General features: G+C 68.0%; 14 protein-coding genes and 1 pseudogene. All 15 read right to left on the bottom strand.

Translation table 11 applies throughout. The features are described from left to right. Positions 1–4 precede the first annotated feature (4 nt). The 15 genes and pseudogenes from pks13 to glf all read right to left on the bottom strand — a co-directional run bounded on the left by pks13 (position 5) and on the right by glf (position 24,926). A complete protein-coding gene (gene pks13, locus ON31_RS01345; RefSeq protein ID WP_039808482.1) occupies positions 5–5,197 on the bottom strand; it encodes a polyketide synthase Pks13 in 5,193 nt (1,730 codons plus the stop codon). 100 nt (positions 5,198–5,297) lie between these two features. Next, complete coding sequence (gene fadD32 / locus ON31_RS01340) at positions 5,298–7,220, bottom strand: long-chain-fatty-acid--AMP ligase FadD32 (RefSeq protein WP_029930424.1); 1,923 nt, start codon at positions 7,218–7,220, stop codon at positions 5,298–5,300. A gap of 224 nt (positions 7,221–7,444) precedes the next feature. Beyond that, the gene (locus ON31_RS01335) at positions 7,445–8,464 is read right to left on the bottom strand and encodes an LLM class F420-dependent oxidoreductase (RefSeq protein ID WP_039808479.1); all 1,020 of its coding nucleotides are present in this window, start codon (positions 8,462–8,464) and stop codon (positions 7,445–7,447) included. A 174-nt stretch (positions 8,465–8,638) separates the two neighbouring features. Then, on the bottom strand, positions 8,639–9,619 hold the full coding sequence (locus ON31_RS01330; protein WP_039808477.1) for a cutinase family protein: 981 nt from the start codon (positions 9,617–9,619) through the stop codon (positions 8,639–8,641). Beyond that, the gene (locus ON31_RS01325) at positions 9,610–10,140 is read right to left on the bottom strand and encodes a DUF732 domain-containing protein (RefSeq protein WP_029930427.1); all 531 of its coding nucleotides are present in this window, start codon (positions 10,138–10,140) and stop codon (positions 9,610–9,612) included. The genes ON31_RS01330 and ON31_RS01325 overlap by 10 nt, the downstream gene beginning before the upstream one ends. Before the next feature lie 758 nt (positions 10,141–10,898). Further along, a pseudogene (locus ON31_RS01320) lies at positions 10,899–12,701 on the bottom strand (alpha/beta hydrolase-fold protein); the annotation flags it as partial. A 235-nt stretch (positions 12,702–12,936) separates the two neighbouring features. After that, complete coding sequence (locus ON31_RS01315) at positions 12,937–13,971, bottom strand: alpha/beta hydrolase (RefSeq protein ID WP_172544785.1); 1,035 nt, start codon at positions 13,969–13,971, stop codon at positions 12,937–12,939. 252 nt (positions 13,972–14,223) lie between these two features. Continuing rightward, positions 14,224–15,201, bottom strand: a complete 978-nt coding sequence (locus ON31_RS01310) for an alpha/beta hydrolase (protein WP_029930429.1) — start codon at positions 15,199–15,201, stop codon at positions 14,224–14,226. A 153-nt stretch (positions 15,202–15,354) separates the two neighbouring features. Further along, complete coding sequence (locus tag ON31_RS01305; protein ID WP_051036635.1) at positions 15,355–16,395, bottom strand: alpha/beta hydrolase; 1,041 nt, start codon at positions 16,393–16,395, stop codon at positions 15,355–15,357. 257 nt (positions 16,396–16,652) lie between these two features. Continuing rightward, positions 16,653–17,717, bottom strand: a complete 1,065-nt coding sequence (locus ON31_RS01300) for an alpha/beta hydrolase (RefSeq protein WP_039808472.1) — start codon at positions 17,715–17,717, stop codon at positions 16,653–16,655. Positions 17,718–18,160: 443 nt separating this feature from the next. Next, positions 18,161–20,149 carry an arabinofuranosyltransferase AftB family protein gene (locus ON31_RS01295; protein WP_370450371.1) on the bottom strand — a complete coding sequence of 663 codons (1,989 nt, stop codon included), beginning with the start codon at positions 20,147–20,149 and terminating at the stop codon, positions 18,161–18,163. A 1-nt stretch (position 20,150) separates the two neighbouring features. Continuing rightward, the gene (locus ON31_RS01290; protein ID WP_029930433.1) at positions 20,151–21,098 is read right to left on the bottom strand and encodes a decaprenyl-phosphate phosphoribosyltransferase; all 948 of its coding nucleotides are present in this window, start codon (positions 21,096–21,098) and stop codon (positions 20,151–20,153) included. A gap of 26 nt (positions 21,099–21,124) precedes the next feature. Beyond that, positions 21,125–21,679 (bottom strand): phosphatase PAP2 family protein, encoded by a 555-nt coding sequence (locus ON31_RS01285; RefSeq protein ID WP_063821421.1) that lies wholly within the window; start codon positions 21,677–21,679, stop codon positions 21,125–21,127. Positions 21,680–21,756: 77 nt separating this feature from the next. Then, positions 21,757–23,733 (bottom strand): glycosyltransferase, encoded by a 1,977-nt coding sequence (locus ON31_RS01280; RefSeq protein ID WP_051036631.1) that lies wholly within the window; start codon positions 23,731–23,733, stop codon positions 21,757–21,759. Continuing rightward, on the bottom strand, positions 23,730–24,926 hold the full coding sequence (gene glf, locus ON31_RS01275; RefSeq protein WP_039808468.1) for a UDP-galactopyranose mutase: 1,197 nt from the start codon (positions 24,924–24,926) through the stop codon (positions 23,730–23,732). The genes ON31_RS01280 and glf overlap by 4 nt, the downstream gene beginning before the upstream one ends.

Raw genomic sequence — 24,926 nt, 5'->3', positions numbered from 1 at the left:
AAACCTAGTTCGCGGAATCGATCTCGGTCAGCTTCTTCGTCAGGTCGGCACCGATGGTGGCGATGCGGGGTTCGTCGATGATCTGGAGGTGGTCACCCGGGATGTGGATGATCTCCAGATTCGGGATGTGCTCATCCCAGCCGCCATTCGGTTTACGGTCGCCGAATCGCGGTTCCAGTTCGATGATTCCGTCGTGGTAGCGGTCGGCCAGGTAAAGAACCACGTGACCTTCGTAACGCGACGGCGTGACCTGCTGGAGTTCGCGATTCTCGATCCAGGAATGTTTCTGGTGCTCGAGCACACCGCCCGGGATATCGACGCCCGCGAACTTCACCAGTTCGAGGATGATCTGGTACTGCTCCTCGTCGCTGGCGGCGGCCAGTTCTTCGATCTGCTCGTCGTCCAGTTCGCCCTGGAAGCCGTAGGTCTTCTGGGCGAACGCCTGGAAGCGCTTGATTCGAGCCACCCGGGCCTCGGGCGAATTGTCCTCAGGCTCGGTCGGAATCGCGAGGTCGATCAGACCCACCAGGCGCACGTCCGCGCCCTCGGCACGCATGATCTGGGCGACCGTCAGCGCGAAGACCGCGCCCAGTGACCAGCCGTAGAAGACGTAGGGCCCCTCCGGCTGGATCTTGCGGATCTCCGGAATGTACTGGCGGGCACGCTCTTCGATCGAGCCTTCGGCCCGCTCGAAGCCGTACATGGGAGTACCGGCCGGGAGGCGCTTCAGCAGCGGCTCGTAGACCAGGGTGTTGCCGCCGGACGGGTGGAAGACGAAGATCGGCAACGCATCCGAGCCGGGCTCCTTCGCGCGCAGGGTGCGCACGAAGCCGTCCACGTCGGCCTTGTCCTGGAAGCCGCGCACGATATCGGCCATCTTCTCGATGGTTTCGGCGTCGCGCAGTTCCTCGATGTCGATCTGGGCCTTGACGCGTTCCGACAGGCGGGCTGCCAGCTTGGTCATGGTGTCGTCGTCCAGGATCGGCAGGGCGTTGAAGATGCCGCCTGCCGACTTGCCGGTCACCACGGCCCAGGTGGCGTAGGTGAGGCGTTCGGCTGCGTCGCGCGGGGGGACGTTGTCCTTGTCGGTTTCCGCTGCCGGTGGGGCGGCCTCGAAGGTTTCCGGTTGGGAATCGCTCTCGCTCGGAGTGTGCTGCGCTTGCCCACCCTGCGCCCCTGGCGCAGACTGCCCAAGCGCAGCGGTGTCGGCGGATGTGCCGAGGGCGGCGGCCAGGGGGTCCGCGCCGGTGGACATGGCGGCGCGGGCGGCGGAGACGAAGTCGGCGTCCACGGCGAGTTCGCCTTCGCCGGAGGCTTGGCGGGCGGCCAGGGCCGCTACCTCGTCGCGGTGTTCGATGGCGTAGCGCAGCACCTTGCCGACTTCGAGGAGGTTGGCGTCGCGGACCGCTTGGACCTGGAGTTGCGGGATGTCGAATTCGTATTCGACGCGGTTCTTGATGCGCATCGCCATCAGCGAGTCGAGGCCGAGTTCCATGAGGGGGATCTCCATGGGGAGGTCCTCCACGGCGTAACCCATGGATTCGGCGACGATGATGGCCAGGCGGTCCTCGATGGTCTGCGAACCGTTCGGATCCCAGCGCTCACCCGCGGCCTCGACCACCGCGACCTCGGCGGGAGCGGATTCCTCGGCCTGCTGGACCGGCTGCGCGGCAACGGGTTCCGGCAGCGGGGCGCCGGAGGTCACCACGCCGTCGAAGAGCAGCGTGAAGGCGTTGCCCTGCTTGGCGTGCACCTGCGCCGCCGCGCCACCCGGGTAGGGGGTGAGTGTGGTGGTGAGGGTGCCCGACGCCGGAATGGGGCCGTAGGCGTAGGACGCGCCGGTCCGCACCTGCGAGAGCACCTGCGCGGCAGCGGCTTCCACGAGTGCGCCCAGGTCGGTGACCACACCGGCCTGCACCTCCCACACGTGGCGACCGTCGGGCAGCGACACGTGCGCGCCCGGCACCCGGCCATTGCCGGAGCCACCGGCCAGGCTCACCTTGGGCCAGTACTCCTTGCGCACGAACGCCGTTCGCGGAATATCCGCGTAGCCGCCCGCGGGCAGCAGCGACGGCAGGTTCACCCGGTGGCCGTTGACGTAGAGCTGGGCGAGCGCGGCGATGACGGCCGCCGACTCGTCCTCCTTGCGCTTGAGGGTCGGGATGAGCGCGGCATTGTGCACGCCCGCCGCGTACGTGGTGCCCAGCACCTGCATGAGCGCGACGGAGTTCGGGGCCAGCTCCAGGAAGGTGGTGATACCGGTGTCCACGGCCTGGCGCACGGCATTGGTGAAGTACACCGAGCCGCGCATATTGGTGACCCAGTAGTCCACATCGTGCACGGGGGCGTGGCCCGCGCGGTACACGGCGTCCTTGTGCGCGGTCGAGTACAGGTCCACCTTCAGCTTGGTCGGCTCGATACCGGCCAGCTCGGCGGCGAGTTCGCCCAGCAGCACATCCATCTGGGAGGTGTGGCCCGCACCGCGGGTCTGGAGCACGCGGGCGAACTTGCCCTGCTCCTCCACCTTGGCCACGATGGCGTGCACCTGATCCGGCGGGCCGCCGATCACGGTGTTGGTCGGCGCGGCGTACACCGCCACCTCCACATCCGGATACTCCGGCAGCATGGCCTCGATATCGGCGGCGCTCAGCTCGACCAGCGCCATATTGCGCACCTGGTCGTCGGTGATCATGGCCTCGCCCTCGCCCATGAGGCGACCGCGCGAGCAGATCACCCGGACGGCGTCCTCCAGGTTCATGCCGCCGGAGATGTAGGCACCGGCGACCTCACCCTGCGAATGGCCGACCACGCCCGCGGGTTCCGCGCCGTGCGCGCGCAGCACGGCCGCCAGACCCACCTGAATGGTGAAGGTGCCGACCTGACCGGTGCCGATATCCCAGTCCTGGGCGTCGTCGAGGATCATCTCCTTGACCGAGTACCCGGCCTCGTCCACCACGAGTTCGTCGACCTGGTCGACGGTCTCGCGGAAGATGCGGTTCTCCTGGTAGAGCTGCTTGCCCATCTTCCGGTGCTGCGCACCGAACCCGGCCATCACCCACAGCGGGCCCTCGGCCGCGGGGGAATCGGCGGTGAAGACGCCCGGACCGGGCTTACCGGCGGCGATGGCGCGCAGGCCCGCGACGGCCTCCTCGTGGTTCTCGGCGATGACCACGCCGCGCGAGCGCTGATGGCTGCGCTTGGCCAGCGCCCGCGCCACATCCTCGAGCGGAGTGTCGCGACCCGCGTCGCTTTCCAGCCAGTCGGCCAGGTCGGCGGCGGCGCGCTTGCGGCGCGACGGCAGGTAGGCCGACACCGGCAGGATCACCGGCAGCGGCTCCTCGCGCGGAGCCCATTCCGGCTCGGGCGCGGCGGCTTCCACCAGCTTCTCGGCCTCGGCCAGCACGTCGGTGGCCTCAGCGTCGAGACCAGAACTGTCGAGTCCGGAGCTGTCGCGATCGGCGGTGTCGGCGCTGTCCGGAACGGCCGGGGTGGGCACGTACTCCTGGATGACCACGTGGGCGTTGGTGCCGCCGAAGCCGAAGCCGGAGACGCCGATGGTGGCCTTGCCGCTGTAGCGCGGGAATTCGGTCGGCTGCTCGACGACCTTCAGGTGCGCCTGGTCGAACGGGATGTACGGGTTCGGGCCGGCGAAGTTGATATTCGGCGGAATGACATTGTGCTGCAACGCCATAATGATCTTGGCGAGGCTGGCCGCACCCGCTCCCGATTCCAGGTGGCCGAAGTTGGTCTTGGCCGAACCGAGCAGGGCGGGCTTGTCGGCCTCGCGACCGCGACCCACCACCCGGCCCAGGGCGTCGGCCTCGATGGGATCGCCGATCAGGGTGCCGGTGCCGTGCGCCTCGATGTAATCGACGGTGGAGGGCGCGATACCGGCATCGCGGTAGGCACGGCGCAGCACGTCGGCCTGCGCGTCCGGGTTCGGCGCGAAGATGCCGTTGGAGCGGCCGTCATTGTTGACGGCCGAGCCCTTGATGACCGCGTAGATCTTGTCGCCGTCGCGTTCGGCGTCGGCCAGGCGCTTGAGCACCACCAGGCCCGCGCCCTCGGAGCGCACCATGCCGTCGGCATCGGAGGAGAACGCCTTGATGTGGCCGTCCTTGGCGACCGCGCCGTTGATATCGAAACCGAGGCTGGCCATCGGGGCGAGAATCATGTTCACGCCACCGGCCAGCGCTACATCGGAATCGCCGTTGCGCAGCGACCGCACCGCGTCGTGCACCGCCACCAGCGTGGACGAGCACGCGGTGTCGATGGTCACCGACGGGCCGCGGAAGTCGAAGAAATAGGAGACGCGGTTGGCGATGATGCCCGTGGACGCGCCCAGCAGGGCGTACGCCTCGGCCGACAGGGGCACGTTCGGATCGGGTTCCTTACCCAGACCCAGCGCCGTGACCAGCATGAAGTCGCTGGTCGAGGAGCCGATGAAGACACCGACCGGGCCGCCCTTGAGATCGCTCGCGGGAATCCGCGCGTGCTCCAGGGCTTCCCAGGTCAGCTCCATCATGAGCCGCTGCTGCGGATCGACGCGCTCCACCTCGATGGGCGACATGGCGAAGAACTCCGCGTCGAAGCCCTTCACCACGTCCTGATCGAGGTAGCCGCCCTTGGTATTGCCGTTCTCGATGGCGGCCAGGGCCTGCGGGTCGGATTTGAACTCGTCCCAGCGGCCCTCGGGTAGGTCGCGAATGGCGTCGCCGCCATTGAGAATGAACTCCCAGGTCGACTCGGGTGTATCCCCCGCACCCGGCAGTCGGGTCGACAGGCCGACGATGGCGATGTCGTGCGCCTCGCCCGGCTGATATCCGGCGGTATAGAAGGAATCGTCCGGCGTGTCCTCCGGCGCGTCCGGCTCACCGTTGATGATCCGCTCGGCCAGCGAGGCGATGGTCGGATGCTGGTAGACGATGGTCGCGTTCAGCACCACCCCGGTGAGGTCCTCGATATCGCCGCCGAGGGCGAGCGCGTCGCGGGAGGCGAGGCCGAATTCCTCCATCGGCCGGTCCACCGTGATGTTCTCGATGGGCTGACCGGTGGCGTCGGCCACCCAGCGCCGCAACCATTCTCGCAGCTCAGCCACCGACATGTCGGTGCCGGCGGCACGCTCGACACCCGCGGCCGACTCGGTTGCTGCGGTTTCGGTCGTCTCGGTGGGCACGCTGCCCTCGTTCTCAGCCATCAATTCCTCAAGCTACCTGTCTGCGTCGGGTGCACGGCACTGAATGCAGTGAATGGCGCGGGCCGCACCGACCCGCGCCATTGCGTATGAGGCTTACGCCTCACTCCTCGTCTGGTGCATCGGGGAAAGCCTGCTGCGTGTAACCACCACGCAGTGTGCCCTCCAGATATGCCGCCTTGCACGCGCGGCGCGCGATCTTGCCGCTGGAGGTGCGCGGAATCGAGCCCGCCGGAACGAGCAGGATGTCACGGGCGGTGACGCCGTGCCGCTGCGAGACCGCCGCGCGCACCGCGTCGGCGATCGGCTGCGGATCGGCCTTGCCCGCACCCGGACCGCGCTCGGCCACGATGACCAACTGCTCGGACGCGTCGTCGGCGTCGAAGGACAGGCCCGAATGGCTGTCGGCGGCAAAGACTTCGGCGGGCAGCTGATTCGCCGGGACGGCGAAGGCGGCCACGAAGCCGGGACGCAGTGCGGTGGACGCCTCCTGCGCGGAAAACTCCAGGTCCTGCGGGTAGTGGTTGCGGCCGTCCACGATCACCAGGTCCTTGACGCGGCCGGTGATGTAGAGCTCGCCGTCGATGTACACGCCGTAGTCGCCGGTGCGCATCCAGTGCGCGTCGGCCGGGGTGCCCTCGGCGTGGCTGCCCTCGGACAGGCGGCGCACCAGGCGGTTGCGGAAGGTCTTCTGGGTCTCGTCCTCGCGACCCCAGTAACCGATGCCGATGTTGTTGCCGTGCAGCCAGATCTCGCCGACGCGGCCCTCGGGCAGCTCCAGCGCGCCCTCGGGGTCGTCGATGGTCTCGGCGTCGACAATGGTGGCCCACTGCGAATGCGCGACGTAACCGCAGCTCACCTGGGCGATGGAGTTGGGCGTGCCCTGCTCCACCTTCTTGACACGGCCCGCGTTGAGCTCGTCGCGGTCGACGTAGATGACCTTGGCCTCGTCCTCGTGGCGGGTGGCCGACACGAACAGGGTGGCCTCGGCCATGCCGTAGCAGGGCTTGATGGCCGTCTTGGGCAGGCCGTACGGGGCGAACGCCTCGTTGAACTTCTTCATCGAGGAGACCGTCACCGGCTCGGAGCCGTTGATCAGGCCGATGACATTCGACAGGTCCAGCGTCTCGCCGTTCTTCGGGCGACCGCGCGCGGCGGCGTGCTCGAAGGCGAAATTCGGTGCCGCGGCGAATGTTCCGGCCCCGTCGGCGACGGCCGCGAGCTCGTTGATCCAGCGCGAGGGACGGCGCACGAACGCCGACGGCGACATGATGGTGATGTACTTGCCGCCCACGGCGGGCAGGATCACCGTCAGCAGACCCATGTCGTGGAACAGCGGCAGCCAGGTGACGCCGCGGGAATTCCAGTTCAGGTCCAGGGCGTGCACCATCTGCAGCAGGTTGGTGCCGACGGCGCGGTGGGTGATCTCCACACCGGCCGGGACGCGGGTGGAACCCGAGGTGTACTGCAGGTACGCGATGTCGTCCACGGTGATGTCCGGACGCACCCAGGTCTCACCGACGCTGTCGGGGATGGCGTCGACGGCGATGATGCGCGGACGCTGGGCGGCGGGCAGGGCGCGGAAGAACTGGCGAACACCGGCGGCGGAGGAGCTGGCCGTCAGGATCGCGGAGGGCGTGCAGTCGCCGAGCACGGCGTGCAGGCGGTCGGTGTGGCCCGGCTCGTCCGGATCGAACAGCGGCACCGAGATGCAGCCCGCGTAGATGGCGGCGAAGAAGGAGATGACGTAATCCAGCCCCTGGGGGGCGAGGATCGCGACCCGATCGCCCTCCTTGGTCACCTGCTGCAGTCGGGCGGCCACCGCGCGCAGCCGCGTGCCGAACTGGCTCCAGGTCAGGTCCTGGTACTCGCCGTCGCGCTCCCGCGAGTAGTCGATGTAGCGGTACGCCAGATCATTGGCGTCGTTACCGATCGTGTGCTTCTCGACGTAATCGACCAGGGTCCGGCCCTCGGGAATCGTGATCTTCCCGGTTTCGTCCAGGTAGTCGTCGAAAGTCTCGTCCATTCCTTCTCCTCCGAGGCACACGAAGCAGGGGCGGCGATACGGCCGCTGTTACCTGTGAGGCCCCGACTCTCTTTCGCCCGCCGGTGCTCTAACGTGCAAGAGCCAACCTGCAGAATTCTGTTGCGGTCTGCGCGGTGACCGCCTATTGGCTAGATGTACTCAAACCAGGGACATGTTACAGAGCAGGCGCCGGACCAGTGTCCGGAGCGATCCGATCTGCCTGCTCACTCATGTCGCAACAAGGGGATCACCGGTGCGAATGCCTCCATCTGAGTGGGAAATACGCCCACGTAGGACATGGATGTGAGTTGCCGCACCCGGCGGATGTGGTCGGCGATCTGCTCGTGGGTGCCGATCGCCACATACGGTGACTCGAGGATCTGCTCCACCGACAGCCGTACGTCCACATCCAGGTTCGGATGCAGGCCCTTGTCGATCGCGTCGAGCGCCATGGCGGCGGCGCGCTCCCGATCGTCGGTGACGATCACCGCGGTGATCGCCCAGTTCAATTCGATCTCCGGGAAGCGCGGCCCGGCCGCCTCCCGGATGATCCGCACCCGCTCGACGGTTCGGTCGAGCGTGATACCGGACAGCAGCATCCGTCCTGCGGGCGTGGTGGGTGGCACCACCGAGATGATGTCGGCGTGCCGGGCCGCCAGTCGCAGCAGACGCGGTCCGCCGCCACCGGTGGCCAGCGGCGGACGCGGGCCCTGCCGCGGCCGCGGCGCACCCTTGATCCCCCGCACCCGGTAGTGCTTGCCCTCGAAGTGACATTCCTGGCCGCGCAGCAGCACGTCCAGGATCGTCAGGGTCTCGTCCAGGCGCTCCAGCCGCACCGCGGGTGCGTCGAAGTCGATGCCCGCCGCGTCGAAGTCGTCGGCCAGCCAGCCCGCGCCCACACCCAGCTCCAACCGGCCCCGGGACAGCACGTCCAGGGTGGCGGCCTCCTTGGCCAGCACCACCGGATGCCGAAAACCGTTCGCCAGCATCGAGGTTCCGAGCCGGATGCGGTCCGTGGCCACCGCCAGGGCACCGAGGGCCGCGATCGGACCCACCTGCGGACCCAGGGCATCGGGCACGGCGAACGCGTCGTACCCGAAATCCTCGGCCCGCTGCGCGAGCTTGATGAACTTGCGCGCCCCGCCTTCGGACGGGTTACCCTCGCCGGCCGCCGCGAAGCGGAATGCCCGCGGCGGTGTACTCGGCACGGTCTCGCGACCGGCCGGTACGGCGACTCCTGTCATTGAACTGATGCTCCTGGCTGAGATCGATTGCTCTGCGCCGCCGGGCCTCATCGACCGGCGTCACAATCTCGGAGCACTTTACAGGTTGTGCGCCAAACCACGGGGTCGGTCGACGGGCACAAGCCCCCAATGCGGGGGGTTGTTCGCCACAACGCCCCGACCAGGTGGTTCCGGTCACGAATGCGGTGGGTGCGGAGCGCCCTCGATGAGCCCGGCCGCCCAGTTCACCGTCCACTGGGTGGCGGTGGTGCCGCTGTCGTCCACCACGTACCCGTTGTAGAGGCTGTGCACCGGATTCCCGGCCGCGCGCACCAGGGTGCCGACGCTGCTGAGGAAGTTGACCGGGTTCAGCGCCTGATCCGGGGAATCGCAGATGAGATCGCCCGGGGCGCAGATGGTGTAGGTGCGGTCGGCCAGCTTGCCGAAGCCGGGCCGCGGTCCGGTCATGGTGATGCCCGGGACGTTCAGGCCCTTGAGCGCGACCTCCGCGCCCACCCCGGGCGGGGCATTACCGATCTCGATGGCCTGTCCCGGCCCGTCGACCCGGCGGCCGTCGGCGAGCACGGTCACGCCGAGCACCTTGTCGGCGGGCACCGGGCCCTTGCCCGCGCCGATATCCGCGGCCACGTCACCGGCGATCACGGCACCCTGCGAGAAGCCCGCGATCACGTAGGTGGTGAGCGGACAGTCCCGATGGGTCTGCGCCAGCTTGTCGGTGGCGCGGGCGATGCCCTCGGAGCGGCTCTTGTTGTAGGACTGCTGACCGTCCGGCGGAATGGCGATGGGATTGGAGAACTGCGCCACGTACGGGACGGTGTAGACCTCCACCCGCTCGTTCGGGAACCGCTCCCGGATCGGGTTGGAGATGTTCAGCATGAGCGAGATCGGATTGGCCGACGGGTTGTAGGGGTCGTCGTTGCTCGACGACTCCCAGGTGCCCGGCACCGACAGCATCAGCACATCCGGGCAGGACGCGGGCTGGGAGGTCGGCTCCTTCGGCCCGGGCGGGGTCGGGCCGGGCAGGCGCAGCCGCCCCGCCAGCAGGTACCACAGCAGGATCACCACGACGATGATCAGCGCGACCACCGCCAGGAACAGCAGGCATCCCGCCGGTGCGGACCGGCGTGCGGAGCGGCGGCGCGGGGTCACCGGCAGTAACTCGCGGAGGCGACTTCGTAGTAGATCTTCCCGGCCTCCTCGACCGGCATCTTGCTCGGGTCGAAGGTGGGATCGGAGCCCGCGATGGCGGTCACGTAGGTGATGATCTGGTCCTCCGGCGCGCCTTCGGACTTGCCCTGGCAGACCAGGTTGCCCGCGCTGAGCGCGATATCCGGGGAGGACGGAGTCACGCCGCGCTTCTTCAGTTCCTCGATGTAGGTCCTGTCCTTGTCGCTCAGCGCGGGCGCGTCGCTCTGCGGCGTGACGAATTCGGTCGGCACCGGCTGCGGACGCTCGGTGTTCTCCTCCGCCGGGGGTGCGGCCGATTCGGTCGACTGCGGCGATTCGGGGGCGGCCGACTCGGTGGTCGAGGGCGCCGCCGACGAGCTCGCCTGCGTGGTCGAGGACAGCGTGGGCGTGCTGGTCGCGGTCGAATCGTTATCGCCGCAGGCGGCCAGCAATCCGGCGGCGGCGCACGCCGCCACCACGCCGATCACTTTTCCACGGGTCCGTTGCATGAATTCGCTTCCTCGGATCTATCAGGGCACAGATGTCCAGGGCACAAGGTCGCCACCAGGCTAGCGGCAAGCTACCGAGAAGTGGTGCCCAGCAAAACGAACCTCATGCAGTTCTTAGCGCCGCCACACGTGGTGACCTGCGTCATTCCGCCGACCGGCCGGATATGACGGGGGACGCGTGTCTTCGCGCCGCGCACCGGCTGTCCGGGCGCAGGGTTGATCAGGGGCGCTGCGGCGGAGCCGCCGGGGGGATGTCGAGCACCACGGCCGGACCGCCCGGTGTCGCGGGCGGAATGTCGAGTACGACGGCGGGCGCGGGTCCCGGCTCGGGCATGGCGTTCGGGGGTGCGGCGGCCGGAGCCGGGGTGAGAGGTTGCGGGGCGGCGGACGGCACCTCCGGCGGGGGTGACTGCGGCACCGCGGCAGGCGGCTGCGGCACGATCACCTCGGGTGGGGCGGGCGTGGCAGCCGAGGGCTCGGCCGAGGTGGTATCGGGGGCGGGGCGCGGCCGCCGAAGGCTGCGGCACAACGGCTTCGGACACCGCCGCACCGGATCCGGCGACTTCGGGCGCGGCTACCTCGGACGCGGCGGGTGCGGCGGCCGGAGCAGTCGCCACGCCGGGCTGCGTGGCGGCCGGAGCGGCCGGGTTCTCGTGGCCGGGTGACGGGGGAGCCGGGGCGGCCGGGTCCGGCTGTCGCTGGTCGTTCGGCGCGGGCGGGGGGCCGGGGAGGGCGATGGGGCGGCCGTCGAGGGCGACCACCTGGGCCCTGTCGTCCTTGACGACGATCGTGCCGAATTGGAACGTCTGCTGGCTGCCGCCGGGGATCTGGGTTTCGTCGCCGGTCGGGAAGCCGAGCTGGCCGTTCTCGAAACCCAGTGCGCCCCAGGCGTCCATGACCGCGCCGTTGCGCACGCCCCACGCGCCCGACAGCGGGCTCCAGTAGATATTGCCGCCTTCGAACCGGCTCATCCGGCCGAAGTCCTTCAGGCCGACCTCCCCGGCGGTCGGGAAGCCGAAGACGCTGTTCTCGAAACCGAGCTGGGCGTACTTGCCCAGGATCAGCCCCTGCACCAGATGCGCGCCGGTCGCGGGACTGAAGTACATCGGTCCGTGCTCGAAGCCCTGCACCACGCCGTCCTTGTGCGGGGTCGCCTGCTCGGCCCCGGTCGGATAACCGGCCGCGCCGCCCTCGTAGCCCAGCCGCGCCCACTCGTCGAGGATCGCGCCGCGCACCGGATGCGCCCCCGTCGCCGGGGTCCAGTAGATGAAGCCGTGCTGGAAGGGCTGGAAGCGGCCGCGGCCGTCGGGTAGCGCCGCCTCACCGCCGGTCGGCATGCCCAGCCCCGAACCCGGTCCGGCCACGCCCTGGTAGCTGCCGCCGATCATGCCGCCGGTCGGGATCGCGCCGGTGGCCTGCGAGTAGAACACCTGTCCGCCGGTGAAGTCCTGGGCGATACCGCCGGGCACCTGGTATTCGCCGGTCAGGCAGCCGCCCAGCCAATTGTTGGCCTGCACCGCCCCGGCGATCGCGCCGCCCACCGAACAGTTGGCGGGTGTCGCGTCCACGCCGAGCGCCGCCGCGGCCTGCGGCCAGGACTGCCGCATCTCGAAATCCCAGTACGGCCAGGTGTGGGTGCCGGAGGCCCGGTAATTCACCTGCACCGGAATGCTGATCTTGTTGAGTTTGGCGACGAAATTCTGGGTCGTCAGCCGCGACAGCACCTCCAGGCCCATCCCGGCGTAATTGGTGGTGATGCCCGGAATATCGGAGAGCGGGTCGGTCGCGCCCGCGGTACCGCTGCCGCTGGAAACGTACAGGCTGATGTTCTTCAGCTGGTCCGCCAGCTGATACGGATCGTGCTCGGCCCACAGCGGACTCGTGGGCGGCCCGAACATGGCCTCGGAATCGAATCCGCCCGCGTCATGCATGGCGAAATTGACCGCCTGCGGCATACCGAGCGTGGTGAGGGTCAGGAATCCGGAGTAGGAGGCGGCGTGGCGCACCCAGCCGGGATTGCGCGCGGCCAGGAACATGGCCGCCGTTCCGCCCATCGAAAGACCCTCCACGCCACGCACATTCGTAGCGCGCCACTGCCCCTCCAGCAGCGGCGGGAGTTCCTTGGTCAGGAAGGTTTCCCACTTGTAGTTGTGGCCGTTGTTCGGTTGCAGCCAGTCGGCGTAGAAGCTGGACTGACCGCCGACCGGCAGCACCACGGTGACGTTCTTGTCGGCGAAGAACTCGTCGGCGCTCGCGTCTTTGGTCCAGCCGTTCTCGTCGTCCTGGGCGCGCAACCCGTCGAGCATGTACAGCACCGGGAACTTGGCGTCCGGGCGGGTGTTCCAGTCCCGCGCCAGCAGCAGCTGTATCTGGACCGCCTCGTTCATGGCGGGCGAGTGCACCCACAGCGCTACGCGCCGGTCGGTCAGCCATACCGCCCGCTGCACGGTCGCCGGAGCCGATACGGCGGTCTCGGGGGCGGCCACGACCGGACCCGCGACGGCGATCCCCACCGCCAACGGCAGCAGAGCGACGGCGCAGGCGACCCAGCGCCGCGCCATTCTCGCCTCACGAACAACACCAGTCACAGGAGTGTTTGTACCTCTAAAAAGAGGAAAGACCGGGAAGACGCGCGGTAATCGGTCCCGGTTGGCGGAAGATGTCCGGCACGGAATGCGCTTTCGGCGCAATTGTGACGCCGCAGGCCCGCCGGTCGGCTACGAAAAACGGCGGCCGACCTCGATTCCGAGGTCGGCCGCCGCTGTGCCGTACGGTCTGGGTCGTACGGTATGGCTGTCAGACTCCGAGCGCGCGCAGGATATCCGGGCGGGCGTTCGCCAGCTGATCGTGCCAGTACAGCCAGGTGTGGGTACCGGTCGCCGGGAAGTCGTAGCGGGCGCCGATGCCCAGCTGGCCCAGGCGAGCCTGGAAGGCGCGGGTGTTCACCAGCGACAGCGCCTCGAGCACCATGGCGTTACCGGTGTTGAACACGCCGACCGCCGAGGCCGGGCGGTCGTACTGACCCGGCAGCGCGGAACCGGCCGAGATGTACATGGGCAGGTTCTTCAGCTGCGGCGCGAAGACGAAGGGGTCCATGCGCAGCCACTGCGGGCTCCACGGCGCGGCCATCGAGTCCACGTTGAAGCGACCCGCGTCCAGCATGGCGATGCGGATGGCCTCCCGCATGCCCGGTGCGGAGATGTTCAGGTAGCCCGAGAACGAGGAGGCGTGCTTGAACTGCTCGCGGTGGTAGGCGGCCATCATGAGAGCGGCCGAACCGCCCATGGACAGACCGGCGATGGCGTTGTTGGTGCGAGAGACGCCGTAGCCCTCCAGGAACTGCGGCAGTTCCTTGGTCAGGAAGGTCTCCCACTTGTAGGTGTACTTCTGGCCGTTGGTGTTCGACGGCGAGTACCAGTCGGTGTAGAAGCTGGACTGCCCGCCGACCGGCATCACGATGGTGACGTTGTCATTGGCGAACAGCTGCGGCGCACCGCCCTCGTCCGCATTGGCCCAGGCATTGCGGTCGTCGCGGGCGCGCATACCGTCCAGGAGGTACAGCGCGGCGCTGCCGCCCTGGCTGGCCCATTGCACCTGGACCTTGATCGGGCCCATGCTGGACGGGACCATCAGTTCTTCGAAACCGCCCGCCGGGGCGCGCAATACCGGTCCGTGGACGGGTGCGGCGGTTGCGAGCGTCGGGGCCGCCACTCCGGCGGCGAGCGGCAGTGCCAGCGCGGCCGCACCGGCGGCCAGCATCCGCTTGCTCCAACCGCGGGTCGCGCCCCGCCGTCCCGACTCCACCCGCGCGGCGGTCCTGCCGAAACGCATGAATACTGCTCTCTTTCTGCTGTTGTGGCCGGTGCGCTCGAGCCGCTCGCACGGATCCCGACTCTCCATGCCAACGACGGCGCTACCACGATGTGGTCACACTTGCGCTCGCTGGACGATATTCGACCGTGATTGCCTTAGCAAGACCGAGCCAATCACGTGGCCGAAATCCGCCCACTCGATGACCGTTATCGTGCGGTGACCTTATCGTGGTTCGCACCAACTGTCGCGGCAAACGGAAAAACGTTAGGGCTAACCGATGTTCGCACTCAGGTCCGGCAGCATCTTCAGGACCTGATCCTGCCAGTAGAACCAGTTGTGGATGCCGTCCGAGGTGTAGTCGAAGTGGGCGTTGTGCGGACCGAGGCTGTCGAGTCGAGCCTGGAACGCTCGGGTATTCGCCAGCGCGACGGTCTCCAGGCCCATGGCATTGCCGATGTGGTAGGCATCGATGGGCTGACGCACCTGATCCCGAGCACCGGGCAGTCCGTTTCCACACGATATCCACAGGCGGGTTCCATTGGCGCGCAGGCGTTCCGCGAAAACGAACGGATCGTTGCGCAGCCACAATTCACTCCACGGCGGGCCCCACATGGCGTCGATGTTGTAGCCGCCCGCGTCCAGCATGGCCGCCCGCAACCCCTCCTTCATACCCGGCGCGGAAATATTGAGATAACCGGAATATGATGCGGCATAACGGAACTGGTCCGGGTGGTAGGCAGCCAGCACCAGCGCCGCGCTGCCGCCCATGGACAGGCCGAACACCCCGTTGCCGCGCGGGTTGAAGCCCAGCCGCGCGGCGAGGGCATTGCGCAGATCCCGGGTCAGGAAGGTCTCCCAGGCGTAGGTGGTCTGCTGGCCGTTGGTGTTGCTGGGCGCCACCCAGTCGGAATAGAAGCTGGACTGACCGCCCACCGGCATCACCACATTGATGTTCCACGCGGTCAGCACCCGCGAGACCTCGGTGTCGATCTCCCAGCCGGACAGATCGTTGCGGGCCCGCAGGCCGTCGAGGGCGTACACCACCCGCTGGGTGTTGCCGTCGGCCGCGCGGAAGATGCGCGACTTGATCGGCCCCATGCTGGAATCGACCCAGAAATCGAAGCCGGCCGGATTGAAGGCAGCCGAGGCGGGCGCACCCACCCCGCCCACCGCCGCCGCCAGCGGGACCGCCAGCGCGGCGACCGCCGCCGCCACCGTGGCACGTATGGAACCAAGACCGAACCGCATCACACTTCGCCCTCCGCCGATCATCGTTGACCGCAACCCGAAACGCACACGTCTTGCCGCTCAGCTAAGGCGCAGCGACCGTCCCGACCGGCGACGAAACGCCTCCGGTTGCCGAATCGTGATAGTGCGCAAGGGGGCTGAACGAGAAAGAATTCAGCCGATATTCGCCGACAGGTCCGGAATCATGCGATACGCCTCGTCCTGCCAATTGGTCCAGGCGTGCAGGCCCACATTGGGGAACGAATAGACCACGTTCTGCGCACCCAGCGACATCATGCGCACCTGGAACGCCCGGGTGTTCGCCAGCGCGAGCGCCTCCAGCGGCGCGCCGCGCACCACGCGATCGGCGGCCACGCCGAAAGGTTGCTGGAGATCCTGCTGCATGGGCACGCCGCTGCCCGCCGCGATCCACAAGCGGGTGTTGTTGGCGATCAGGGTGGGCGCGAAGACGAACGGGTCCATGCGCAGCCACTGCGGGCCCCACGGCGGGGCCATGGAGTCGACGTTGTAGCCGCCCGCGTCGATCATGGCGGCGCGGATGGCCTCCCGCATACCGGGCGCGGAAATGTTCAGGTAGCCGGAGAACGAGCCCGCGAAGCTGAACTGGTCGGGATGGTAGGCGGCCAGCGTCAGTGCCGCCGAGCCGCCCATGGACAGGCCGAACGCGCCATTGCGGTACGGGTTGAAGCCCAGGCGGTCGCGCAGCGCCCAGCGCAGCTGGTTGGTCAGGAAGGTCTCCCACTCGTACCGGTAGCTCTTGCCCGGCCCGGCCATGAACGCCTCGGTCGCGCCCGAACCGGTGACCGAGCCCGCCGCACCGGGCGGCACCCCGAAGAAGTTGCTGGGGGCGTTCCAGTCGGCGTAGAAGCTGGACTGGCCGCCCACCGGCATGACCACATTGATATTCCAGCTGGTCAACACCTGGGCGACATTGGTCTCGATCTCCCAGCCATTGAGCGTTTCCGGGGCGCGCATGCCGTCGAGGGCGTAGACGACGCGGTTGGTGTTGCCGTCGGCCGCACGGAAGATGCGGGATTTGATCGGACCCATGGCCGGGGAGTCCACCCAGAAGTCGAAGCCCGACGGGTCGAAGGCGGCGACCGCCTGCGGTGCCAGCGGCACGGAGATCCCCAGCGGCAGCAATAGCGCCGCCGCGATCCCCAATACCGATTTCCGCAACCTCGTACCACGCATCGACCTCGTCCTCCGTCCGAGCAGTCACCCGGCGGTAGCCACCCCGGGCGTCGTTTTCGAGCAGTTCTTCGAGCAGTGCAGATCATTCGAGCGCTCATGACGCGCTCACTTGATCTTCGATACGAATCGAGTATCGGACGCCTGACCGATGTTGTTCCGCGTGTCGCCCCCGGCGAGTCTGGAACGAGACCGAATGCGAAACGGCCCCGTCATCGCCGGAATGCGATGCGGGGCCGTTCGAAATACCTGGTCTTGCCTCAGCCGATATTGGCGGACAGGTCCGGGATCATGCGGTTGACCTGGTCTTCCCAGTTGCGCCAGTTGTGGATACCGAACGCCGGGAAGTCGTAGTGCACGTTGTTCGCGCCCAGGGTGGCCATGCGCACCTGGAAGGCGCGGGTATTGGCCAGGGCCAGGGCCTCCAGGCCCATGCCGTTCAGGGTGGAGAAGGCGACCGGGTCGCCGTTGGGCAGGCCGCTGGCGGCCGAGATCCACAGTCGGGTGTTGTTGCCGACCAGGCGCGGCGCGAAGACGAACGGGTCCATGCGCAGCCACTGCGGCCCCCACGGCGGAGCCATGGCGTCCACGTTGTAGCCGCCCGCGTCGACCATGGCGATGCGGATGGCCTCGCGCATGCCCGGCGCGGAGATGTTCAGGTAGCCGGAGTACGAGCCCGCGAAGCTGAACTGGTCCGGGTGGTAGGCGGCCAGGGTCAGCGCGCCGGAACCGCCCATGGACAGACCGAACACGCCATTGCGGTACGGACTGAAGCCGAGGCGGTCACGCAGGGCGTTGCGCAGGTTCTGGGTGATGAACGTTTCCCACTTGTAGGTGTAGCTCTTGCCCGGACCGCCCGCGGCGAGCTGCAGCGCGCCCGAACCCGAGGAGGAGCCCGACGCCGAGCCCGAGGAACCCGAGGAGGAACCGGCGGGCAGGCCGAAGATGGTGCTGGGCGCGTTCCAGTCGGCGTAGAAGCTGGACTGGCCGCCGACCGGCATGACCACGTTGATATTGGCGGCGGTGAGGGACCGGGCGACCTCGGTGTCGATCTCCCAGCCGTTCAGGTCCTCACGGGCGCGCATGCCGTCCAGGGCGTACACGACACGGTTGGTGTTGCCATCGGCCGCGCGGAAGACGCGCGACTTGATGGGCCCCATGCTGGAGTCGACCCAGAAGTCGAATCCGTCCGGGTTGAACGCGGCGGAGGCGGTACCCGCGCCTGCCACCGACACCCCGAACGGCAGCAACATCGCCAGAGCCACGCCCACTACCGACTTCTTGAACCAGCCGCGGGAACTCCGACGTCTATCCACGCCTCGCATATGTGTGTCCGGCCTTTCGGTCTGTGCCGCCGGACCTTCCCCTGCCGAAAAGAACTCGGCGGCATCTTGCGCTAACGGCCACGGCGCATGCGGGCATGCGACCGCGGCGGGCGTTCATCTCGATGAGCGTATCGCGCCCGGCATCACGGAGCGTTACCAAAACGAGATAAAGGTGAGACAACGCACGGTTTGCCCGAAAGTTCGCGTGTCGCGGGCGGCGACACGGAAGCGATCGGACGGCGGACCGTCTATCGAACCTTACCGAGGTCATGCCCCTGACCGTGGGGATGCGGTGAATCACACAATTGTCGTTTTTCGAGCCCGTCGCTTCGAGGGTCGATGCGGAGGTCGAACCTCCTCATTCGGTTCGGCTATCGCCGATCGTCCGGCCGGAAACGTGCCGCGCCCCCTTCGTCGCTCGAAGGGGGCGCGGCACGTCGCTGCTAGCGCGGCGCGGGCGGCTCCTGCGTCGGATCCACCAGTCCGCAGCGCTGGATCTCGTACTTCGGCACCCGCTCGATGCGGTAGGACGCGAAGTCGAGGGCGTGCTTGAGGTTGTGCCGGAACCGCTCGAAGGTGAGCGGTTCCCGGGACGAGATGAGCAGCGCGACGGTATCCGGGCAGGACATCGCCGTGCGGGCCTGGGTCACCCACTTCTCGTCCAGGTACCAGGGCATCCACGGCTTCTTGTCCACCATGCCGGCGTCCACGATCACCCAGTCCGGGTACAGGTTCTTGTCGTGGCCGATGCGGCCGTCGACCAGCCGCTCGGTGTGCGCGGCCAGTGGGTAGGCCAGCCCCATCTGGTCGATGACGCGCACGTCCAGCGGAACGTTCATGCTGGTCATGCCGAGATTCAGGAAGAAGACGGTATGTCCGGCACCGCCTTCGGGGATCGGCTGCGGCGGCGGCGCGATGTACCAGAACATGAACGACGGCGAGTTCAGCAGCAGGCCGCCGTTCGGGCTGTTGGCGATGTCGTTGACCATCGCCCGCATGCGCGGGTAGTCGAGGTAGTCCTCGGCCCGGATCGGGTGGTCGTGCCCGGTGTTGAGCACGTAGTAGACCCGCTCGTCCACGATGCCCGACGAGTCGATCTTGGTGCCGCTCTTGATGGCGGTGGTGTTGCAGGCGAACAGCGCCCAGCCCACCGTGCCGATCCAGGCGGCCACGATGACCACGAACGCCCAGTCGACCCGGCGCAGCGCGGTCTCCCCCGCCGGATTCCACCGCGGCGCGCGCACCGGGATCACCATGACCGGCAGCAGCAGCAGGAACAGCTGGGGCAGCAGCACCCGGCCGTGCATGAAGTCGCCGCCGACCCGAATCTGGTACAGCGCGAGCAGGATTCCGCTCACCAGCACCAGCGCCACCACCGCACCGGGCGTGCGCAGCCGGACGCTGAGACGGTGCAGGCGGGCGCGTACGCCGGTCGCCGAGCCCGCATCCGGAACAGCGGGCGCGTACCGCGACGGCGCGACGGTCCGCCAGGCGACCACCCCGAGGATCAGCAGCAGCGCCAGCGGCAGCAACAGCCAGTACGGCCCGAGCAGATTCCACAGGTACACGAAGCCCTGCCCCCACTTGGCCCCGCCCGCGTCCTTGGCGACCGCGGTATTCGGGTAGGGCAGGCCGTAGTAGCCCATGCGCCAGATCTGGTAGCCCACCGGCAGCAGGCCCGCGACCGCGACGATCAGACCGCGGAACACGATGGGCCGCAACCGGGTCCGCGGCAGCGGCGCGCAGAAGATCATGAGCAGGGCCAGCGCGCCGACCAGCGTCATCTCCGGTCGGATGAGCGGGGCCAGACCGGCGGTGAACACCAGTCCGAAGAAGTTCGCCAGGCGCACCCGTTCGGCCTGCGACCAGCGGATCATCCACCACCACAGCAGCGCCAGCCAGAAGATGACCAGGCTGGACTCCAGACCGGAGGTGGCGTAGTCGCGGGCGGGCGGCACCGCGATGTAGACGAACGCGCCCGCGGGCAGCAGCAGAACGGAACCGGGGCCGCCCCACAGCCGGGCCGCGCCCAGCATGGCGAACACGATCGCGCCCACCGACAGCGTCAGCGCGATCGCGAGCACCACGTACTCCAGCCGGATCTGGGTGAGCCAGCTGAAGAACCAGACGATGTAGGTCCAGGCCGTACTCGTATTGGTCTCGACGCGCTCGCCCGCATTGAACACGGGCCCGTTGCCCGCGAGCAGGTTGCGCACCGTACGCAGCACGATCAGGCCGTCGTCGGCGATCCAGCGCCGCTGCCAGCCGCCGACCGCGAACAGCGTGGCGGCCAGCACGATCCCACCGGCGAATGTGGCGCGGGATAGTCGCGTGAAGCGGCGTGCCGACGGATCGGCACGCCGAGACCGCCCGACGGGCAATGCCCGCGTCGGGTTGTCCCCGTCTTCTTCCCGCACTTGTCCCGCTACCACATCAGGTGAGATAGACAGCGACACCTACCGCTCCGATCCAGGCGATTGCGAGGAACTGGAGGACTCTGTCCCCCAGGGCGATCTCTTCGGGCTCACCGGCTTCACCGCCGTCGACGTCTACCGCGTACCGCATGATCGCGACGGTGAACGGGATCATCGAGATGGCGAACCACTCGGTGTCCTTGGCACGACCCTGTTCGAACGCCCACAGACCGTAGAACACGACCACGGCGGTGGCGGCGAGGGTCCACACGAAACGCAGGTAGGTCGGCGTGTAGTACTGCAGCGACTTGCGGATCTTGGCTCCGGTGTCGAGCGCGATCTTCAGTTCGGCATAGCGCTTGCCCGCCGCCATGAACAGCGAACCGAACGCCATGATCAGCAGGAACCACTGCGACAGCGCGATATTCGCCGCCGCGCCACCGGCCACCGCGCGCAGCAGGAAGCCGGAGGACACGATGCAGATGTCGAGCACGGCCTGATGCTTGAGGCCGAAGCAGTAGGCCAGCTGGATGCCGATGTAGACGGCCATCACCACGGCCAGGTTCCAGGAGGCCACGAACGACAGCAGGATCGAGCCGACGAGCAGCACCGCCGAGAGCGCGTAGGCCAGATTGACCGGCACCACGCCGGCGGCGATCGGGCGGTAGCGCTTGGTCGGATGCGCCCGGTCGGCCTCCACGTCGAGGGCGTCGTTGACCAGGTAGATGCCCGACGCCGCGAGGCAGAACACCGCGAAGGCGATGCCGACGTGCCAGATGACCGTCCAGTCGCCGATCACCAGATCACCGGCGGCGGTCTTGCCCGCGGCCAGCGGCGCTGCCAGGACCAGCACGTTCTTCACCCACTGGCGCGGGCGCGCGGCCTTGATCAGACCGCCGACCAAGGTCTTCGGCGGACCCTTGACGACCGCCTCGGCCAGGTCGGTGCTGGTCGGCTCTTCGCTCATATCAACGTCGGCTCTTTCCTGTGTCGTCACTTGGCGAGTCTCTTTTCGGCGGCTAGCACTGCGGCGGCTGATGCGGCGCCCAGCGCGGAACCGGCGAGCACGTCGGATGGGTAGTGCACTCCGAGAACGACTCGGGAGAGCAGCATCGGCGGGACGAGCACCGCAGGCAAGGGTAGCCCGGTGAGCCTGCCGAGCAACACAGCCGCCGCCGTCGTGGATGTCGCGTGCGAGGACGGGAAGCTCAGCTTGCTGGGCGTCGACACGTTGACCTGCACCGACGGATCGTTGGGCCGCGGGCGGCGCACGATCCGCTTGATCACCACCGAGGCCGCGTGCGAACCGAACGCGCCGACGGCGACCCCGGCCCACTGGCGGCGGCGCTTCCGGTCGACCAGCGCGCCGGCCGCACCGATGGCCATCCAGCCCAGCGCGTGCTCACCGAAATGCGACATGCCGCGCGCCGCCCGGATCACCTGCGGGGTACCGATCCGGCTCTGCACCGCGTTGATGATCGCGACCTCGGCGGGCGGCTGCGGCTGATCGCAGCAGCCACCGCCGCAGCAGCCGTCCGGCTCGGCCACCGCGAGTGCGGCGCGCTCGGCCTCCACGGCGGAGATGGGCAGCTCCCGGTCGGGGCCGGGCGGCTGGGGGGCGGCGGTCACGGGCGCTCTCCTGAGTTCTTCGTGGTCCCTGCGTTCTTCGTGGTGCCAGCGTTCTTCGTGGTGTCGATGCCGAAGACGTTCTCCCATGCGGCCTTGCTGGTCAACCACGGATGCGCGCGACGATACTGCTCGCGCACCTCGGGGAAGCGTTCGGCCAGCTCCTTGCGCAACCGCATGGCATCTTTGAGGAGCTCCAGGGCCAGGCGCGGATCGCGCTTGCGGTACACCACGCCGCGACCGTCGGCGGTGGTGACGGTGACGCCGTCGACCTGCGAGAGCAGGAACCAGCGGGCGTCCAGGGTGGGTACGTTCAGCTGCGGGGTCTCGTGGTGCTGCGGCTTGGCCTTGCGGAAGTTGTGCAGCACGCCCTTGCCGAGCCGGGCCACCTTGGCGATCGGGTTGGCCGGTTCGCCGACCGCGCCGACATCGGCGTGGCTGGCCAGCGGCAGTTCGGTGGAGGACGGCAGGATCACCGCGTCCGAGTACTGCTTGCGCATGGCGTGCACCTTGCCCAGCGCCGTCGGCAGCAGATCGAACAGCCGCTCCGGACCGGCCAGGTAGTCGCGGATCGCCTCGTTCTGGATGGCGACCGTCGAATATTCCAGGCACAGCAGGTGTTTCAGGGTGGCCTTGACGGTGTTGACCACCATGGGACGGCCGTCGTTCGGCAGGTGCAGCGAGGCCACCACGAGGCGGTTGCGCAGGTGGAAGTACGCCTGCCAGTCGATGGCGTCGTCCTTGTCGCTCCACGCCATATGCCACACCGCCGCACCCGGGAGGGTGATGGTCGGATATCCGGCCTGGCGGGCCCGCAGGCCGTATTCGACGTCGTCCCACTTGAGGAACAGCGGCAGCGGCTGCCCGATCTCCTCGGCCACCTGGCGCGGGATGACGCAGGTCCACCAGCCGTTGAAGTCCACGTCGATGCGGCGGTGCAGCAGTTTGGAGTTGTCGCGGTCGCGCAGCGGGTTCTTGGCGAAATCGTGGTCGTATTCGACATGGGGGGCCGCGGTCCACATGAAGATGGAGCGGTCCACCACCTCACCCATGACATGCAGGTGTGAGCGCTCCTGCAGGTTGAGCATCTGCCCGCCGGTGAGGATGGGAGACTTGGCGAAGCGCGAGAAGGCCAGTGCGCGCAGGATGCAGTCCGGCTCGATCTCGATGTCGTCGTCCATGTAGACGATGTACTCGGCGTCGGTGGTCTTCAGCGCCTCGTACATGACCCGGCTGTAGCCGCCGGAGCCGCCCAGGTTGGGCTGATCGTGGAAGGTCAGCCGGTCGCCGAGAGCGGTTGCGGCCTCGGCGAATCCGGGCTCGTCCACCACTTTGCGGGTGCCCTGGTCGGGAATGATGACGGCCCGGATCTTCTCCAGCACCAGTGGGTCGGAGCCGAGGGCCGCGATGGTCTTCACCGCGTCGCCGGGCCGGTTGAAGGTGGGCATGCCGATGGCGATGCTGCCCTGCCCCGGGGCCTCGACCGGTGCGTACCAGCCGCCGCCGCGCAGGTCCACGGCGGTGTCGGTGGTGATGTCGAACCAGATCCAGCCGCCGTCCTCGAACGGGGCCAGCTCCACCTCGAACTCCACGGTGGTGGATTCGGTACCGCTGGAACTGAATTCGTCACCGCGCACGTGGATGCGGGAGCCGTCCGCCTTGGAGCGGTAGACGTCCACGCGGCCGTGGCCGGAGAGGTCCAGGCGCAGCACCATCGACGTCAGCACCGACCAGCGCCGCCAGTAGCTGGCGGGCACGGCATTGAAGTAGGTGCAGAACGACACCTCGGACTCCGCGCCGATGGACAGCGAGGTGCGGGTCGGCGCGTGCGCGCGCCGGGCGTTGGTGTCGGACTCCTCGAGGTAGAGCTTGCGCACGTCGAGGGGCTCACCCGGCCGAGGCAGGATGATGCGCTGGAGCAGCGATATCGCGCGGGTGTCGGTGGTCATCTCTTCCAACATCACGTGGGCGGTCATTCGGCGGTGTCCACCAGCGGCGCGCCGGACTCCAGGTGCGGGCGCAGCACATTGTCGAACATGTTGAGCGCGCTGCCGATGGCCATGTGCATGTCCAGGTACTGGTAGGTGCCCAGGCGGCCGCCGAAGAGCACCTTCGCGGCGGCGGTCTCGGTCTTGGCGCGCTCGCGGTAGGCCAGCAGCTTGGCCCGGTCGTCCGGGGTGTTGATGGGGTAGTACGGTTCGTCGCCGGTCTGGGCGAAGCGCGAGTACTCCCGCATGATGACCGTCTTGTCGGTCGGGTAGTCGCGCTCGGGGTGGAAGTGGCGCGGCTCGATGATGCGGGTGTAGGGCACGTCCGCGTCGTTGTAGTTCATCACCGAGGTGCCCTGGAAGTCACCGGTTTCCAGGTGCTCGGTCTCGAAATCGATGGTGCGCCAGCCCAGTTCGCCTTCGGCGTAGTCGAAGTAGCGGTCCAGCGGGCCGGTGTAGACGACCGGGGCGTCCGGGTTCTGGGCGCGGATCTCGTCGCGCACCTCGAACCAGTCGGTGTCCAGGCGCACCTCGATGAGATCGGATTCGGCCATCTTGGCCAGCCACGCCGTGTAGCCGTGCTTGGGCAGGCCCTCGTAGGTGTCGTTGAAGTAGCGGTTGTCGAAGGTGTAGCGCACCGGCAGGCGGGTGATATTGCCCGGGGGCAGTTCCTTGGGGTCGGTCTGCCACTGCTTGGCAGTGTAATCGCGGATGAATGCCTCGTAGAGCGGGCGGCCGATCAGGGAGATGGCCTTTTCCTCGAGGTTCGCCGCGTCTTTGGTGTCGATTTCGGCGGACTGCTCGGCGATGAGCTTGCGCGCCTCGTCCGGGGTGAAATAGCGGCCGAAGAACTGCGACAGCAGTCCGAGGCCCATGGGGAATTGGTACGCCTGGCCCTTGTGCATGGCGAAGACGCGATGCTGGTATCCGGTGAACTCGGTGAACTGGTTCACGTAATCCCACACCCGCTTGTTGGAGGTGTGGAAGAGGTGGGCGCCGTACTTGTGGATTTCGATGCCGGTTTCCGGGTCCGCCTCCGAGTACGCGTTGCCGCCGAGGTGGTAGCGACGTTCCACCACCAGCACCCGCTTTCCGAGCAGGTTGGCGGTGCGTTCTGCGATGGTCAACCCGAAGAAGCCGGAGCCGACGACGATGAGATCGAAGGGGGATGCGACGGTCAC

The organism is Nocardia otitidiscaviarum NBRC 14405, assembly GCF_000308635.1.
Taxonomy (GTDB): domain Bacteria; phylum Actinomycetota; class Actinomycetes; order Mycobacteriales; family Mycobacteriaceae; genus Nocardia; species Nocardia otitidiscaviarum.
This window is presented reverse-complemented; position numbering and strand designations above follow the sequence as displayed.